Raw genomic sequence first — 16163 nt, forward strand, 5'->3', positions numbered from 1 at the left:
GCCAATAAAGGGCTAACGGGCTGACCATGCGTTTTCTGCGTTTCCTCAAGATTTTCTTCACGATTGTCCGCTTCGGTCTGGACGAACTGGTGATGAGCGGCATCGACGATCGTCGCGTGCGCTTTCTCATGCGCATCACCACGTTCGGCCGCAAGTTCGACGTCCAGCGCGGCATTCGTCTGCGGCTCGCGCTGGAAAGCCTCGGGCCGATTTTCGTGAAGTTCGGCCAGGTGCTCTCGACGCGCCGCGACCTGCTGCCGGTCGATATCGCCGATGAACTCGCGAAGCTTCAGGATCAGGTGCCGCCATTCGATTCGGCGGTGGCGATCTCGATCATCGAGAAATCGCTCGGTAATCCGATCGACGTGCTCTTCGACGACTTCGAACGCGTGCCAATTGCGAGCGCGTCGATTGCGCAGGTGCACTTCGCGAAGATTCGCACGGGCGTGCACGCCGGCAAGGACGTCGCGGTGAAGGTGCTGCGCCCGGGCATGCTCCCGGTGATCGATTCCGACCTCGCGCTCTTGCGCGACATCGCGATCTGGGCGGAGCGTCTCTGGGCCGACGGACGGCGCCTGAAGCCGCGCGAGGTGGTCGCGGAATTCGACAAATACCTGCACGACGAACTCGATCTGATGCGCGAGGCCGCGAACGGCAGCCAGTTGCGCCGCAATTTCGCGGGGCTCGATCTGTTGCTCGTGCCCGAGATGTACTGGGACTATTCCGCGCCCACCGTGCTCGTGATGGAGCGGATGATCGGCGTGCCGATCAGCCAGGTACAGACGCTGCGCGCGGCGGGCGTCGACATTCCGAAGCTCGCGCGCGAAGGCGTCGAGATTTTCTTCACGCAAGTTTTCCGAGACGGCTTTTTCCACGCCGACATGCACCCCGGCAACATTCAGGTGAGCCTCGACCCCGCGCATTTCGGGCGTTATATCGCGCTCGATTTCGGGATCGTCGGCGCGCTGTCGGACTTCGATAAGAATTATCTGGCGCAGAATTTTCTCGCGTTCTTCAAGCGCGACTATCACCGGGTCGCGACGCTGCATCTGGAGTCGGGCTGGGTGCCGTCCAATACGCGCGTCGAGGAACTGGAAAGCGCGATTCGCGCGGTCTGCGAACCGTATTTCGATCGGGCGCTGAAGGATATTTCGCTCGGTCAGGTGCTGTTGCGCCTCTTTTCGACGTCGCGGCGCTTTAACGTCGAAATCCAGCCGCAACTCGTGCTGCTGCAAAAGACGATGCTCAACGTGGAAGGGCTCGGCCGCTCGCTCGATCCTGAACTCGACCTGTGGAAGACCGCGAAACCGTATCTCGAACGCTGGATGAACGAGCAGATCGGCTGGCGCGGCTGGTATGAGCGGCTGCAAATGGAAGCGCCGCAGTGGAGCAAGACGCTGCCGCAACTGCCGCGGCTGATCCATCATCTGCTCGCGGAGCGCCACGAATTGCCGGGCGTCGCCGGCAACGACGAACTGATGCGCACGATTCTCGTCGAGCAGAAGCGGACGAACCGGCTCCTCCAGGCGCTCCTGATCTTCGGGCTAGCGGTGGGCGCGGGCGCGGTCCTCGCGCAGTTCTGGCTGAGCTACGCTTACGGAGGCTGACCCATGAGCGATCCTGCCGCACCGTCGTTCGAGTCGCGCGATCCCAATTCGCCCGAATTCTGGGACGAACGCTTCGACCAGCACTACACGCCGTGGGACCAGGCGGGCGTGCCTCACGCGTTCCGGGCGTTCGTCACCGGGCGCGCGCGCTGCAATGTTCTGATTCCCGGTTGCGGCAGTGCCTACGAGGCATCGCTGCTCGCGGAGGCGGGCTGGCCGGTCCGCGCGATCGATTTCTCGCCGAGCGCGGTCGCGGCGGCGCGGGTCCAGCTCAAGGACCACGCGGAGGTCGTCGAACAAGCGGATTTCTTCGCGTACCAGCCGCCGTTTCCCGTCGACTGGGTCTACGAGCGCGCGTTTTTTTGCGCGCTGCCGCCCGAGCGCTGGCCCGACTACGCCGCGCGCATGGCCGCGCTGCTGCGGCCGGGGGCGCTGCTCGCCGGCTTTTTCTTTCTCGGCACGACGCCGAAAGGCCCGCCGTTCGGCATCGAACGCGACGCGCTCGATGCTTGGCTGACCCCGCACTTCGAGCTCGTCGAGGACCACGAAGTGACGGACTCCATTGCCGTGTTCGCCGGGCGCGAGCGCTGGCTGACGTGGCGCCGGCGCGCCTGACTTCGACCGCTCGGCGGTTTTCTCCGCGCTTTTCGCCCCGCGTCGAGCTTGAATTACGGTCGATCGGACCGCATTTAAGAATCCCCCCGCACGCCCCGGCGCCCTGAAAATCGCGGGTCGAAAATGGTTTGCGGCTATAATTCAAGGCTTTGCAAGCGCCGACAGATTAATGTAGGAACAGTGCCATGCCGATCTACGCGTACCGCTGCGAGTCCTGCGGCTTCGGAAAAGACATCCTCCGTAAGCTGAGCGACGCGCCGCTCACCCAATGTCCCGAATGCGGGAAAGACACCTTTGCCAAGCAGGTGACTGCTGCCGGCTTCCAGCTGAAGGGCTCCGGCTGGTATGTCACGGATTTCCGCGGCGGCAACAACGGCGGCAAATCCGCCCCGGCGGCGACGGAGAATGCCGGCGCCGAGGCTCCGAAGTCCGACAGCGCCACCGCCGATTCCGGCTCGAAACCGGCCGCCGCCGCGAGCGCTCCGACGGAGTCGTCCTCGTCGGGCAGCGCTCCTGCCGCCTCGACGGGCACGTCCGCATCGTCCGGCGCCGCGTAAGGCGCAGGGCCGTCGCCGATCTGTCCACACTCACGCAAGAAGACGACCGCCCACCGCTTTCGAATCCACCGGGGCGGCAAACCTGCCAAACCGTGCCTCATCGCGGGGCGGCCTTCCGGCTGTGTCAATGACGACCAAAAAGACTACGTTGAAATCCGTGTTCCTCACCGGCCTGCTCGTGCTGGTGCCGCTCGCCATCACCTTGTGGGTGCTGGGGCTCGTGATCGGGACCATGGACCAGACGCTTCTGCTTTTGCCACTGGCATGGCAGCCGGAGCGGCTCTTCGGCTTCCATTTGCCGGGCCTGGGCGCCGTGCTGACGCTCGCGTTCATTTTCATCGTCGGTCTGCTGACGCAGAATTTCATCGGACAGAAGCTCGTCGGATGGTGGGACGTGGTCGTGCGCCATATTCCCGTGGTCGGCCCGCTCTATACCAGCGTCAAGCAGGTGTCGGACACGCTCCTCTCCAGCAGCGGCAACGCGTTTCGCAAGGCGCTCCTGATCGAGTATCCGCGCAAGGGTTCGTACACCATCGGCTTCCTGACCGGCATTCCCGGCGGCGACGTCGTGAACCATCTGAAGGAAGAGCACGTCAGCGTCTACGTGCCGACAACGCCGAATCCCACTTCCGGCTTCTTCCTGATGGTGCCGAAAAGCGAAGTGATCGAGCTCGACATGACCGTCGATGCCGCTCTGAAGTACATCGTCTCGATGGGTGTGGTGGCGCCGAACGCGCCACCCGCGCCGGTGGCCCCCGCGCGCCGCCCCACCGAGCCGCCGCTGTAATGCCGGCACGCGCCGCGAAACGCCATCATGTTCGCGCGCGCGCCGTTGATTAATGAAACAACGAAAGACACAACATCATGTCGATGCGATCTGAATACTGCGGTCTGGTGACCGAAGCCCTCCTGGGCCAAACCGTCTCGCTGTGCGGCTGGGTACACCGCCGCCGCGATCACGGCGGCGTTATCTTCATCGACCTGCGCGATCGCGAAGGCCTCGTCCAGGTCGTTTGCGATCCGGATCGCGCCGACATGTTCAAGGTCGCCGAGGGCGTGCGCAACGAATTTTGCGTGCAGGTGAAGGGCGTCGTGCGCAGCCGTCCGGAAGGCACGGCGAACGCCGGCCTCACGAGCGGCAAGATCGAAGTGCTGTGCCACGAACTGACCGTGCTGAACGCGTCGGTCACGCCGCCGTTCCAGCTCGACGACGACAACCTCTCGGAAACCACGCGCCTCACGCATCGCGTGCTCGACCTGCGCCGCCCGCAGATGCAGCAGAACCTGCGTCTGCGCTATCGCGTCGCGATGGAAGTGCGCAAGTATCTCGACGCGCAAGGCTTCATCGACATCGAAACGCCGATGCTCACCAAGAGCACGCCGGAAGGCGCGCGCGATTATCTGGTGCCCTCGCGTGTGAACGCCGGCCAGTTCTTCGCGCTGCCGCAGTCGCCGCAGCTGTTCAAGCAGCTCTTGATGGTCGCGAACTTCGATCGCTACTACCAGATCGTCAAGTGCTTCCGCGACGAAGACCTGCGCGCCGACCGTCAGCCGGAATTCACGCAGATCGACTGCGAAACGTCGTTCCTGAACGAGCAGGAAATCCGCGATCTGTTCGAAGCGATGATCCGTCACGTGTTCAAGGAAACGATGAACGTGTCGCTCGCCGAGAAATTCCCGGTGATGCTCTATTCGGAAGCGATGCGCCGCTTCGGTTCGGACAAGCCGGACCTGCGCGTGAAGCTCGAATTCGCCGATCTGACCGACGCCGTGCGCGACGTCGACTTCAAGGTGTTCAGCATGCCGGCGAACTCGAAGGACGGCCGCGTGGCGGCGCTGCGCGTGCCGAAGGGCGGCGAACTCTCGCGCGGCGACATCGACGGCTACACGGAATTCGTGCGCATCTACGGCGCGAAGGGCCTCGCGTGGATCAAGGTCAACGACGTGACGAAGGGCCGTGACGGCCTGCAAAGCCCGATCGTGAAGAACCTGCACGACGCCGCGATCGCCGCGATCATGGAGCGCACCGGCGCGCAGAACGGCGACATCGTGTTCTTCGCCGCCGACCGCGCGAAGGTCGTGAACGACAGTCTGGGCGCGCTGCGTCTGAAGATCGGTCATTCGGAATTCGGCAAGGCGAACGGCCTGCTGGAAACCGGCTGGAAGCCGCTGTGGGTGATCGACTTCCCGATGTTCGAGTACGACGAGGAAGAAAACCGCTACGTGGCCGCGCACCATCCGTTCACGAGCCCGAAGGACGAGCACCTCGAATATCTGGAAACCGATCCGGGCCGCTGTCTCGCGAAGGCGTACGACATGGTGCTGAACGGCTGGGAAATCGGCGGCGGTTCGGTGCGTATCCATCAGGAAGACGTGCAGAGCAAGGTGTTCCGCGCGCTGAAGATCAACGCCGAGGAAGCGCGCCTGAAGTTCGGCTTCCTGCTCGACGCCCTGCAATACGGCGCGCCGCCGCACGGCGGGATCGCGTTCGGTCTGGACCGCATCGTCACGATGATGGCCGGCGCCGATTCGATCCGCGACGTGATCGCGTTCCCGAAGACGCAGCGCGCGCAGTGTCTGCTCACGCAGGCGCCGAGCGAAGTCGACGAGCGTCAGTTGCGCGAGCTGCATATCCGCTTGCGTCAGCCGGAGCCGAAGGTTCAGTAAGGTCTCGTGTCACACCCATGAAAAAGGCGCCGATGGCGCCTTTTTCATTTTTTGAGTTACAGTCGTTGGCCGTATCGCAAAATATGCGCGCGCCGTCAACATGCTCAACAACAAGCCGCCGAAAATCCCCGAATCCGTTCTCGTCGTGATCCATACGCCGGAACTCGACGTCCTCATCATCGAACGCGCCGATCACAAGGGCTTCTGGCAATCGGTGACGGGCTCGAAGGACCGCATCGACGAGCCGTTCGCCGAAACGGCCGCGCGCGAAGTGGCCGAAGAAACCGGCATCGTGATCGGCAGCGAACTCGTGCCCGAGCGGTGCCTCGTCGACTGGCATCACGAAATCCAGTACGACATCTATCCGCAATGGCGGCATCGCTACGCCGAGGGCGTGACGCGCAACACTGAGCATCAGTTCAGCCTGCTCGTGCCGCATTGCCTCGAAATCACGCTCGCGCCGCGCGAGCACACGTCTCACCTGTGGCTGCCGTTTCGCGAGGCGGCCGATCGTTGCTTCTCGTGGTCGAATCGCGAGGCGATTTTGCAGTTGCCCGAGCGCCTCGCGGCGCACAGCCGATGATGGGATTCGGCCCGAGGCGCCGGTTCACGCGCCTGAGGGCGGCGCTCTTCTCTGGCCGCCGGCCGCCGCGGCTCTGCTTTACGGTCGGCAACGAGGTGCGGCTGTTGAAAAGCGGCGTCGAATTTTTTCCGGCGCTGCTCGAACGCATCGACAGCGCTCAACGCGACGTCGCGCTCGAAACCTACATCTTCGCCAACGACGACACCGGCCGCGCCGTCTCCGAAGCCCTCGTCCGGGCGGCCAAGCGCGGTGTGCGCGTGCGTGTGATCACGGATGGCATCGGCACCGCGAAGAACCTGCCGATGTTCACGGCATGGGACGAGGCGAACGTCGAGCATCGCATTTACAACCCGCATCTGTTCGGGCCGCTCGGTTTTTCGCGCACGCATCGAAAGCTCGCCGTCATCGACGAAACGCATGCGTTTTGCGGCGGCATCAATATCGTCGACGATTTCGACCAGGACGGCGTGCGCCTCGAATCGCCGCGCTGGGATTTCGCGCTGGAAACCAAGGGCCCGGTCGTCGCCGACGTGCGCGAAGCCTTCGACCTGCAATGGCAGCGCATCCGGCTCGGCGTCAAGCCGAGCCAGCCGCGTCAGCCGGGCTGCGATCCGCAATCCGGCGAAAACGGTCAGCCGACCGTCGCGCGCGGCGCGGCGCGGCGGGCCGCGCGCGCGAAGCGTCGTGCGCGGCTCGGCGAGATTCACGCGGTCGACCAGCCGTGCGTCGCCTTCGTCGCGCGCGACAACCTGCTGAACCGGCGCGCGATCGAAAAGGCCTACCTGCGCGCGATCGCGCGTGCCGAGCACGAAGTGCTGCTCGCCAATCCCTACTTCATGCCGGGACGCAAGCTGCGTCGGGCGCTCGTGCACGCGTCGCGGCGTGGCGTGCGCGTGAATCTGGTGATCGGCCGAAAGGAATTCGTCGCGCTCGATTACGCCACTCCCTTCCTCTACGACAACCTCCTCAAGCACGGCGTGCGGATTGCTGAATACGAGAAAACGATGCTGCACGGCAAGGTCGCGGTCGTCGATTCCGCGTGGGGAACGGTCGGCTCGTCGAACCTCGACGCGCTTAGTCTTGTGCTCAACAACGAGGCGAACATGGTGCTCGTCCATCACGAAGAGATCGCCGAGCTGCGCGACAAGATCCTCGCGGCCTTCGACGAAGGCCGCCGCATCGACGAAAAACGCTATGCCGCGCGGCCGATCGGCGAACGCATCTTGAGCTGGCTCGCCTATAACACCTATCGAATGATGATGAAGCTGCTCACAATCGGCCAATACGACTGATTCCCACGAATTGGGAACCCGGGCACGCACTAACAGGCAGGCGGTGATTTAAAAGGGACAATGAGCGCGCACAAGATTTACGCTGATTCCTATTGACCATCACTCGGCGGTTAGACATGGGTTTCTAAAAAATTGCTTGTTTCACGAACGGCCGACTACAATAATAGTACGGCCGTTCGATTTTTAATCGGTCACATAAGAACGGTAGAGACATCATGCGAAAAGGCGAACAGACACGAGTCGCGATTCTCGATGCAGCACTGGACCTCGCGAGCCGCGACGGGCTCGAAGGGCTGACCATCGGTCTGCTCGCCGAGCGAATGCAGATGAGCAAGAGCGGGGTGTTCGCGCATTTCGGCTCGCGCGAGGATCTGCAGGTGGAAGTGGTGCGCGAATACCACCGCCGTTTCGAGGACGAAGTGTTTTTCCCGAGTCTGCGTGAAGGGCGCGGCCTGCCGCGTCTGAGATCGATGATGAATCGCTGGATGGAGCGACGCATCCAGGAAGTGACCACGGGCTGCATTTACATCAGCGGCGCGGTCGAGTACGACGACCGCGCGGCGAGCGCAGTGCGCGAGCAACTCGTCCATAGCGTGACGATGTGGCGCGAGGCGCTCGTGCGTGCGATTCAGCAGGCGAAAGACGAAGGGCACCTGAAGCCGGAGACCGATCCGGCGCTGATGCTCTTCGAACTGTACAGCTTCACGCTCGGACTGCATCACGACGCGCGCTTCCTGCACCTGCCGGACGCCGTGCAACTGACGCGGGACGCGCTGGAAAAAACGATCGTTTCGTATCAAAGCAAGAGCGAACACAAAACCGAAAGCAACAGCGAAAGCAACAGCCGTTAGCGAAGTCGATCGAGCGGAATTCGGCGGCGGCGCCCGGCACCAAGATTGAACATCTGGAGAAACTCATGGGACAGTACGCCGCACCGCTGCGCGATATGCAGTTCGTATTGCACGAAGTGCTTAATGTCGAAGCCGAACTCAAGAACATGCCGAAGCATGCCGACCTCGACGCCGACACCATCAATCAGGTGCTCGAAGAAGCCGGCAAGTTCTGCTCCGAAGTCATTTTTCCGCTCAACCAGAGCGGCGACCGCGAAGGCTGCACCTACGAAGGCGATGGCGTCGTGCGCACGCCGGCGGGCTTCAAGGAGGCATATCGACAGTACGTCGAGGCGGGCTGGCCCGCGCTCGGTTGCGATCCCGAATTCGGCGGCCAGGGCCTGCCCGCGTTCGTGAACAACGCGATGTACGAGATGCTGAATTCCGCGAATCAGGCGTGGACGATGTATCCCGGCCTTTCGCACGGGGCCTACGAGTGCCTGCACGCGCACGGCACGCCCGGGCAGAAGACGGTCTATCTGCCGAAACTCGTCTCCGGCGTCTGGACCGGCACGATGTGCCTGACCGAACCGCATTGCGGAACGGACCTCGGCATGCTGCGCACGAAGGCCGAGCCGAACAGCGACGGCTCCTACTCGATCAGCGGCACGAAGATCTTCATCTCCAGCGGCGAACACGATCTCGCCGACAACATCGTTCACCTCGTGCTCGCGCGCCTGTCCGGCGCGCCGATCGGCACCAAGGGCATCTCGCTTTTCATCGTGCCGAAGTTCGTCCCGACCGATGCGGGCGAGCCCGGTGAGCGCAATGGCGTGAAGTGCGGCTCGATCGAGCACAAGATGGGCATCCACGGCAACTCGACCTGCGTCATCAATCTCGACAACGCGAAGGGCTGGCTCGTCGGCGAGGCGAACAAGGGGCTCAACGCCATGTTCGTGATGATGAACGCGGCGCGTCTGGGCGTCGGGATGCAGGGGCTTGGGCTCACGGAAGTCGCGTATCAGAACTCGCTCGTCTACGCGAAGGAGCGCCTGCAGATGCGCTCGCTGACTGGCCCGAAGGCGCCGGAGAAAGCCGCCGATCCGATCATCGTGCATCCGGACGTGCGCCGCATGCTGCTCACGCAAAAGGCATACGCCGAAGCGGGCCGGGCGTTCACGTACTGGGCGGCGCTCAACATCGACAAGGAGCTATCGCACGCGGATGAATCCGTGCGCCGCGATTCCGCCGACTTCGTCGCGCTGCTGACGCCGGTCATCAAGGCCTTCCTGACCGACAACGCGTTCGAAGGCACGAACATGGGGATGCAGATCTACGGCGGCCACGGCTTTATCAGCGAGTGGGGCATGGAGCAGTACGTGCGCGACGCGCGCATCAACATGATCTACGAAGGCACGAACTCGATTCAGGCGCTCGATCTGCTCGGCCGCAAGATTCTCGGCGACATGGGCGCGAAGCTGAAGAAGTTCGGCCAGCTCGTCACGGCGTTCGTCGAAGAGGAAGGCGTGAAGCCGGAGATGCAGGAGTTCGTCAACCCGCTCGCGGACATCGGCGACAAGGTGCAGAAGCTGACGATGGAAATCGGCATGAAGGCGATGCAGAACCCCGACGAAGTCGGCGCTGCTTCCGTGCCGTATCTGCGCACGGTCGGGCATCTGGTCTTCTCGTACTTCTGGGCGCGCATGGCGCGCGTCGCGCTCGACAAAGAAGCCGAAGGCGACCCGTTCTACACGGCGAAGCTCGCGACCGCGCGGTTCTACTTCGCGAAGCTGCTGCCCGAAACGGCATCGACGATCCGCGCCGCGCGCGCCGGGTCGAAGACGCTGATGGACTACGACGAGGCGTTGTTCTAAACGCCTTTCGCGAGCGCGCCGCGGCTTTAAGCGTTGCGGCGCGCCGGTCTCTCAAGCCGCTTCTGACGAAGCGCATCGAATGAATACTCCCGGAGATAAAACGTGAGCAATCTGAATATCGCCAAGGTGGCCGTGCTCGGCGCCGGCGTGATGGGCGCGCAGATCGCCGCGCACCTCGTGAACGCGCGGGTGCCGGTCCTGCTGTTCGACCTGCCCGCGAAGGAAGGCGCGAAAAGCGGCATCGCGATCAAGGCAATCGAAAACCTGAAGAAGTTGTCGCCCGCGCCGTTCGGCGTGAAGGAAGACGCGCAGTACATCGAGCCCGCGAACTACGACGACGACATCGAGAAGCTGAAGGAATGCGATCTCGTGATCGAAGCGATCGCCGAGCGCATGGACTGGAAGCACGATCTGTACAAGAAGGTGTCGCCGTATATTGGCGAGCGCGCGATCTTCGCGACCAACACGTCGGGGCTGTCGATCAACGAACTGTCGAACGGCTTCTCCGACGAACTGAAGGCACGCTTCTGCGGCGTGCACTTCTTCAATCCGCCGCGCTACATGCATCTGGTCGAACTGATTCCGACCGCATCGACGCGTCCCGAGATTCTCGATCAACTGGAAACGTTCCTGACGAGCGTCGTCGGCAAGGGCGTCGTGCGCGCGAAGGACACGCCGAATTTCATCGCGAACCGCGTCGGCATCTTCTCGATTCTCGCGGTGATCGCGGAAGCGCAGAAGTTCGGCCTGCGTTTCGACGAAGTCGACGATCTCACGGGCGCGCGTCTCGGTCGCGCGAAGTCGGCGACGTTCCGCACGGCGGACGTGGTCGGCCTCGACACGATGGCGCACGTCATCAAGACGATGCAGGACAATCTCGCCGACGATCCGTTCTTCCCGGTCTACGAAACGCCTGCCGTGCTCGCCGGACTGGTGAAGCAGGGCGCGCTCGGACAAAAGACCGGCGCGGGCTTCTACAAGAAGGAAGGCAAGACGATCAAGGTGCTCGATCCGAAGTCGGGCGGCTACGTCGATGGCGGCGCGACAGCCGACGAACTCATCGGCCGCATCCTGAAGCGTCCCGCGCCTGAGCGCCTGAAGCTCTTGCGCGAATCCGAGCACCCACAGGCGCAGTTCCTCTGGGCGATCTTCCGCGACGTGTTCCACTACATCGGCGTGCATCTGGAATCGATCGCCGATAACGCGCGCGACGTCGATCTCGCGATCCGCTGGGGCTTCGGCTGGAACGAAGGTCCGTTCGAAGGCTGGCAGTCGGCCGGCTGGCAGCAGATCGCGATGTGGGTGCAGGAAGACATCGACGCGGGCAAGGCGCTGTCGAACGCGCCGCTGCCGTCGTGGGTCTTCGACGGTCCGGTCGCGGAGAAGGGCGGCGTGCATACGACGGAAGGCTCGTGGTCACCCGAGGCGTGCAAGTTCGTGCCGCGCTCGAATCTGCCGGTCTACGGCAAGCAGGTGTTCCGCGCGCCGCTCGCGGGCGAAACGGGCGCCGATCCGAAAACCTACGGCAAGACGCTCTTCGAAACCGAAGCCGTGCGCGCGTGGGTCGATGATCGTGCAGGTGAGGACGACGTCGTGATCGTGTCGTTCAAGAGCAAGATGAACACGATCGGACCGTCGGTGATCGACGGCATCACGCAGGCGATCGAACTCGCCGAGAAGGACTACAAGGGCGTGGTGATCTGGCAGCCGACATCGCTCAAGCTCGGCAACCCGGGCGGCGCGTTCTCGGCGGGCGCGAATCTCGAAGAAGCGATGCCCGCGTTCATGATGGGCGGCGCGAAAGGCATCGAACCGTTCGTCAAGAAGTTCCAGCAGGGCATGCTGCGCGTGAAGTACGCGAGCGTGCCGGTCGTGGCGGCGGTGTCGGGCATCGCGCTCGGCGGCGGCTGCGAACTCGTGCTGCATTCGGCCAAGCGCGTTGCGCACATCGAAAGCTATATCGGGCTCGTGGAAGTGGGCGTCGGTCTCGTGCCGGCGGGCGGCGGGCTGAAAGAAGCCGCGTTGCGCGCGGCGGAAGCGGCCAGCGCCGTCAACGCGACCAGCGATCTTTTGAAATTCCTCCAGAAGCCGTTCGAGAACGCGGCGATGGCGAAGGTCTCGACTTCCGCACTCGATGCCCGCGCGATGGGCTATCTGAAGCCGTCGGACACGATCGTCTTCAACGTGCACGAACTGCTCGACATCGCGAAGAAGGAAGCGCGCGCGCTGAGCGCATCGGGCTATCGTCCGCCGCTGCGCGCGAAGCAGATCCCGGTCGCGGGCCGCTCGGCCATCTCGACGATCAAGGCGTCGCTCGTCAACATGCGCGATGGCCGCTTCATCAGCGAGCACGATTTCCTGATCGCGAGCCGCATCGCGGAAGCCGTGTGCGGCGGCGATGTCGAAGCGGGCAGTCTCGTCGACGAAGAGTGGCTCCTGAGACTCGAACGTCAGGCGTTCGTCGACTTGCTCGGCACGCCAAAGACGCAGGAACGGATCATGGGCATGTTGCAGACCGGCAAGCCGGTTCGCAACTGAGCGCGCACATACTGGAGTCGGATATGACCAAACAACTGCAGGACGCATACATCGTCGCCGCGAGCCGCACGCCGATCGGCCGTGCGCCGCGCGGCGTCTTCAAGAACACGCGCCCGGACGAACTGCTCGTTCACGCGATCCGCTCGGCCGTGGCGCAGGTGCCGGGGCTGGATACGTCGCTGATCGAAGACGCGATCATCGGTTGCGCGATTCCCGAAGCGGAGCAGGGCCTGAACGTGGCGCGCATGGGTGCGCTGCTCGCGGGCCTGCCGAACACGGTCGGCGGCGTGACGGTGAACCGCTTCTGCGCATCGGGCGTGACCGCGCTCGCGATGGCGGCGGACCGGATTCGCGTCGGCGAATCGGACGTGATGATCGCGGGCGGCTGCGAATCCATGAGCATGGTGCCGATGATGGGCAACAAGCCGTCGCTGTCGCCGCACATCTTCGATCGCGACGAGAACGTCGGCATCGCCTATGGCATGGGCCTGACCGCGGAGAAGGTCGCCGAGCGCTGGAAGATCAGCCGCGAGGCGCAGGACGCGTTCGCGGTCGAGTCGCATCGCAAGGCGCTGGCCGCGCAACAGTCGGGCGAATTCAACGATGAAATCGCCGCGTTCATGCTCAACGAGCGCTTCCCCGACCTCGCGACCGGCGAGGTCCGTGTGAACGCGCGCGAGATCCGGCTCGACGAAGGCCCGCGCGCCGACACGTCGATGGAAGGTCTCGCGAAACTGCGCACGGTGTTCGCGAACAAGGGTTCGGTGACGGCGGGCAACAGCTCGCAGACGTCCGACGGTGCGGGCGCGCTGATCGTCGTGTCGGAGAAAATCTTGAAGCAGTTCAACCTCACGCCGCTTGCGCGCTTCGTGAGCTTCGCCGTGCGCGGCGTGCCGCCGGAGATCATGGGCATTGGTCCGAAGGAAGCGATTCCGGCCGCGTTGAAGGCCGCCGGTCTCAGGCAGGACGACATCGACTGGATCGAACTGAACGAGGCGTTCGCGGCCCAGGCACTCGCCGTCACGCAGGACCTCGGGCTCGATCCGTCGAAGATCAATCCGCTCGGCGGCGCGATCGCGCTCGGCCATCCGCTCGGCGCGACGGGCGCGATTCGCGCGGCGACGGTCGTGCACGGCCTGCGCCGCCGCAATCTGAAGTACGGCATGGTGACGATGTGCGTCGGCACCGGCATGGGTGCGGCGGGCATCATCGAGCGTTTGTAACGCTTGCCGTCGACATGACTTGAATGGCGGTTCGTGAGCAGGCGCTCGCGAACCGCCTTTTACATAGGGGACAAAGATGGACATTCTGATCCAGCGTGACGGCGGCGTCTTGACCATCGCGCTCAACCGGCCGGACAAGAAGAACGCGCTCACGGCCGCGATGTACCAGGAACTGGCCGACACCTTCTTCGAAGCGGAGAAGGACGCGAGCGTGCGCGTCGTGCTGCTTCGCGGCAACGGCGGCGCGTTCTGCGCGGGCAACGATCTCGAAGACTTCATGAAGGCGCCGAACACCGACCACGATGCGCCCGTGCTCCAGTTCCTGCGCCGCATCAGCAGCGCGCCGAAGCCCGTGGTGGCGGCGGTGACGGGCGTGGCGGTCGGCGTCGGCACGACGATGCTGCTGCACTGCGACCTCGTCTATGCAGCCTCGACGGCCAGATTCTCGATGCCGTTCGTGCAACTCGGGCTCTGTCCGGAAGCGGCGTCGAGCCTGTTGCTGCCACGCGTCGCGGGCTATCAGCGCGCGGCGGAAAAGCTGCTGCTCGGCGAAGCGTTCGATGCACAGGAAGCCGTCGGCATGGGCTTCGTGAATCGCGTGCTGGACGCCGCCGAAGTCGATGCATTCGCGTTGGCGCAGGCACATAAGCTGGCGTCGCTGCCCGCTTCGTCGCTGCGCCTCTCGAAGTCGCTGATGAAAAGCGCGGATGCCGCCGCCGTCGCGCATCGCATCGACGAGGAAGCCGGGCACTTCGGCACGATGCTGAAGGCGCCGGAAGCGCGCGAGGCGTTCCAGGCGTTCTTCGACAAGCGCAAGCCGGACTTCAGCCGCTTCGACTAGCCGGGTCGCGCGTTACTCCACGTCGTATTCGACGAAGCTCTTCTCCCGCGCGAAGCTCACGAGCCGCAGGTTGGCCTCTTTCGCGATGGCGATGGCGAGCGACGTCGGCGCGGATATCGTGACGACCATCGGCACGCCGACGCGCGCCGATTTGCGCACGAGCTCATAGCTCGCGCGGCTCGACAGGAACACGAAGCCTTGCGTCGTGTCCTCGCGGTTCAGGATCAGATGACCGATCAGCTTATCGAGCGCGTTGTGCCGGCCGACGTCCTCGAACGCGTAGCGCACCGCGCCGTTCGCGTCGCACCATGCGGCCGCGTGCAGGCCGCCGGTCAGCTTCGTCAACTGCTGATGCGCGGGCAGTTCGCGCGCGGCGCGGGCGATCGCGTCGTCGGCCACGCGCGCGAGAAAGCCCGTGTCCGGCACGCGTTCGGGCTGCAGGTCGAGCAACTCGATGCTTTCGATGCCGCATACGCCGCAGCCGGTTCTGCCGGCGAGCGCGCGCCGCTTGTCCTTCAGCGCGACGAACGCCTGCTGCACCACTTGCAGATGCACTTCCGCATGTGGCAAGACGGCGTCTTCGCTATCGCGGAAGAACACCTCGATGTCGTGGATGTCGCTGCCGCGCTCGACGATCCCTTCGGTGATCGAGAAGCCGACCGCGAATGCTTCGAGGTCGCGCGGCGTGCACATCATCACCGCGTGCGAAATGCCGTTGTAGACGAGCGCGACGGGCCATTCCTGCCCGACGTTGTCCGAGGCGATCGTCGTGTCGCCGATGCGATGGCGGCGCACCTGGCGCTCGATGTATCCGGGCTGGTCGTCCGTGTCGAGTTCGTTCACTTTGCTGTTTTCCCTGGAGCGGGCCCGCGCTCACGGCACGGGCATAACGTTTGCTGCCGAATCGACGAAGGAGCGTGCGCGACCCCATGCAGGGGCGCCGCAACTGTGGGTATATTTGTCGTCCGAGGCCCTACAATAACTTAAGCCGGCGAAGCATGCCGATGCTCGCCATCACGCCAACGAGGCAACTGTCATGGGACTTTACGACGCCGCGCGTCTGTTCGAATTCGAAGTCGAGTCGTCCGAAAATCTGCGCTTCATTCCCCTTGCCGTGCGTTTCAACCTGGATCGCTTTGGTCTGCGGATAACGCTCGATCAGTGGCAGATGCTCCCTCACGACGACCGCGTGCTGCTCGCGCGCTTCCCGGTCGAAGTCGACAGCGAGATCGAGCCGAACTTCGATCGCGCGGTCGAAGAGATGTTGCGCACGCATGCGAACGCCGAACCCGAGAAGTTCACGCCCGACGCCGAGCCGGTCTGGGCCCACGCCGACGCCGTGCCGGAGACCGTGATCCGGCAGAGCAGTCTCGCGGGGGTGAGCGCGCCGAGCCTGTCGCGCTGGGGCGCGCTCGACCCGTTCCAGCGTTATGCGCTCGCCAAGCTCGCGCGCCGCACGGGCGAGTTGAATCATGACTTCCTGCCCGCCATGCGCGAGTTCGGGCTCGCGGAGTGACGCCAAAGCGCGGTCATCGC

General features: G+C 64.0%; 14 protein-coding genes. 13 read left to right on the plus strand and 1 reads right to left on the minus strand.

The genetic code is table 11. The annotated features are described in order from the left end of the window. The first annotated feature begins 26 nt into the window (after positions 1-26). The 12 genes from ubiB (at position 27) to AWB66_RS06120 (ending at position 14627) form a co-directional block, all read left to right on the plus strand. Complete coding sequence (ubiB, locus tag AWB66_RS06065; RefSeq protein ID WP_087629354.1) at positions 27-1607, plus strand: ubiquinone biosynthesis regulatory protein kinase UbiB; 1581 nt, start codon at positions 27-29, stop codon at positions 1605-1607. Positions 1608-1610: 3 nt separating this feature from the next. Next, entirely contained in the window at positions 1611-2222 is a 612-nt protein-coding gene (locus AWB66_RS06070; RefSeq protein ID WP_087629355.1) for a methyltransferase domain-containing protein, read from the plus strand. Between the two features lie 185 nt (positions 2223-2407). Beyond that, a complete protein-coding gene (locus tag AWB66_RS06075; RefSeq protein ID WP_087629356.1) occupies positions 2408-2779 on the plus strand; it encodes an FmdB family zinc ribbon protein in 372 nt (123 codons plus the stop codon). A 127-nt stretch (positions 2780-2906) separates the two neighbouring features. Further along, the gene (locus AWB66_RS06080) at positions 2907-3566 is read left to right on the plus strand and encodes a DUF502 domain-containing protein (RefSeq protein WP_087629357.1); all 660 of its coding nucleotides are present in this window, start codon (positions 2907-2909) and stop codon (positions 3564-3566) included. Positions 3567-3643: 77 nt separating this feature from the next. Further along, positions 3644-5446 carry an aspartate--tRNA ligase gene (gene aspS, locus AWB66_RS06085; RefSeq protein ID WP_087629358.1) on the plus strand — a complete coding sequence of 601 codons (1803 nt, stop codon included), beginning with the start codon at positions 3644-3646 and terminating at the stop codon, positions 5444-5446. A gap of 100 nt (positions 5447-5546) precedes the next feature. After that, positions 5547-6029, plus strand: coding sequence for a dihydroneopterin triphosphate diphosphatase (gene nudB / locus AWB66_RS06090; protein WP_087629359.1), 483 nt, complete (start codon positions 5547-5549; stop codon positions 6027-6029). Beyond that, positions 6029-7321: a cardiolipin synthase ClsB gene (gene clsB / locus AWB66_RS06095; protein ID WP_087629360.1), complete on the plus strand. Its 1293-nt coding sequence runs from the start codon at positions 6029-6031 to the stop codon at positions 7319-7321. The genes nudB and clsB overlap by 1 nt, the downstream gene beginning before the upstream one ends. Positions 7322-7536: 215 nt before the next feature. Further along, positions 7537-8172 carry a TetR/AcrR family transcriptional regulator gene (locus tag AWB66_RS06100; RefSeq protein ID WP_087629361.1) on the plus strand — a complete coding sequence of 212 codons (636 nt, stop codon included), beginning with the start codon at positions 7537-7539 and terminating at the stop codon, positions 8170-8172. Positions 8173-8237: 65 nt separating this feature from the next. Continuing rightward, complete coding sequence (locus tag AWB66_RS06105) at positions 8238-10025, plus strand: acyl-CoA dehydrogenase C-terminal domain-containing protein (RefSeq protein ID WP_087629362.1); 1788 nt, start codon at positions 8238-8240, stop codon at positions 10023-10025. A 102-nt stretch (positions 10026-10127) separates the two neighbouring features. Then, complete coding sequence (locus AWB66_RS06110; protein WP_087629363.1) at positions 10128-12563, plus strand: 3-hydroxyacyl-CoA dehydrogenase/enoyl-CoA hydratase family protein; 2436 nt, start codon at positions 10128-10130, stop codon at positions 12561-12563. Between the two features lie 23 nt (positions 12564-12586). After that, positions 12587-13786, plus strand: a complete 1200-nt coding sequence (locus AWB66_RS06115) for an acetyl-CoA C-acyltransferase (protein ID WP_087629364.1) — start codon at positions 12587-12589, stop codon at positions 13784-13786. 76 nt (positions 13787-13862) lie between these two features. After that, entirely contained in the window at positions 13863-14627 is a 765-nt protein-coding gene (locus tag AWB66_RS06120; RefSeq protein WP_087629365.1) for an enoyl-CoA hydratase, read from the plus strand. A gap of 12 nt (positions 14628-14639) precedes the next feature. Here AWB66_RS06120 and fdhD read toward each other — a convergent pair whose 3' ends face one another. Further along, entirely contained in the window at positions 14640-15470 is an 831-nt protein-coding gene (gene fdhD / locus AWB66_RS06125; protein WP_087629366.1) for a formate dehydrogenase accessory sulfurtransferase FdhD, read from the minus strand. Between the two features lie 193 nt (positions 15471-15663). Between fdhD and AWB66_RS06130 the strand changes: the two genes are divergently transcribed. Continuing rightward, positions 15664-16143 carry a nitrate reductase associated protein gene (locus AWB66_RS06130; RefSeq protein ID WP_087629367.1) on the plus strand — a complete coding sequence of 160 codons (480 nt, stop codon included), beginning with the start codon at positions 15664-15666 and terminating at the stop codon, positions 16141-16143. The last annotated feature ends 20 nt before the right edge of the window (positions 16144-16163 follow it).

Source organism: Caballeronia telluris, assembly GCF_001544495.1.
In the GTDB taxonomy this organism is placed as follows: Bacteria; Pseudomonadota; Gammaproteobacteria; order Burkholderiales; family Burkholderiaceae; genus Caballeronia; species Caballeronia telluris.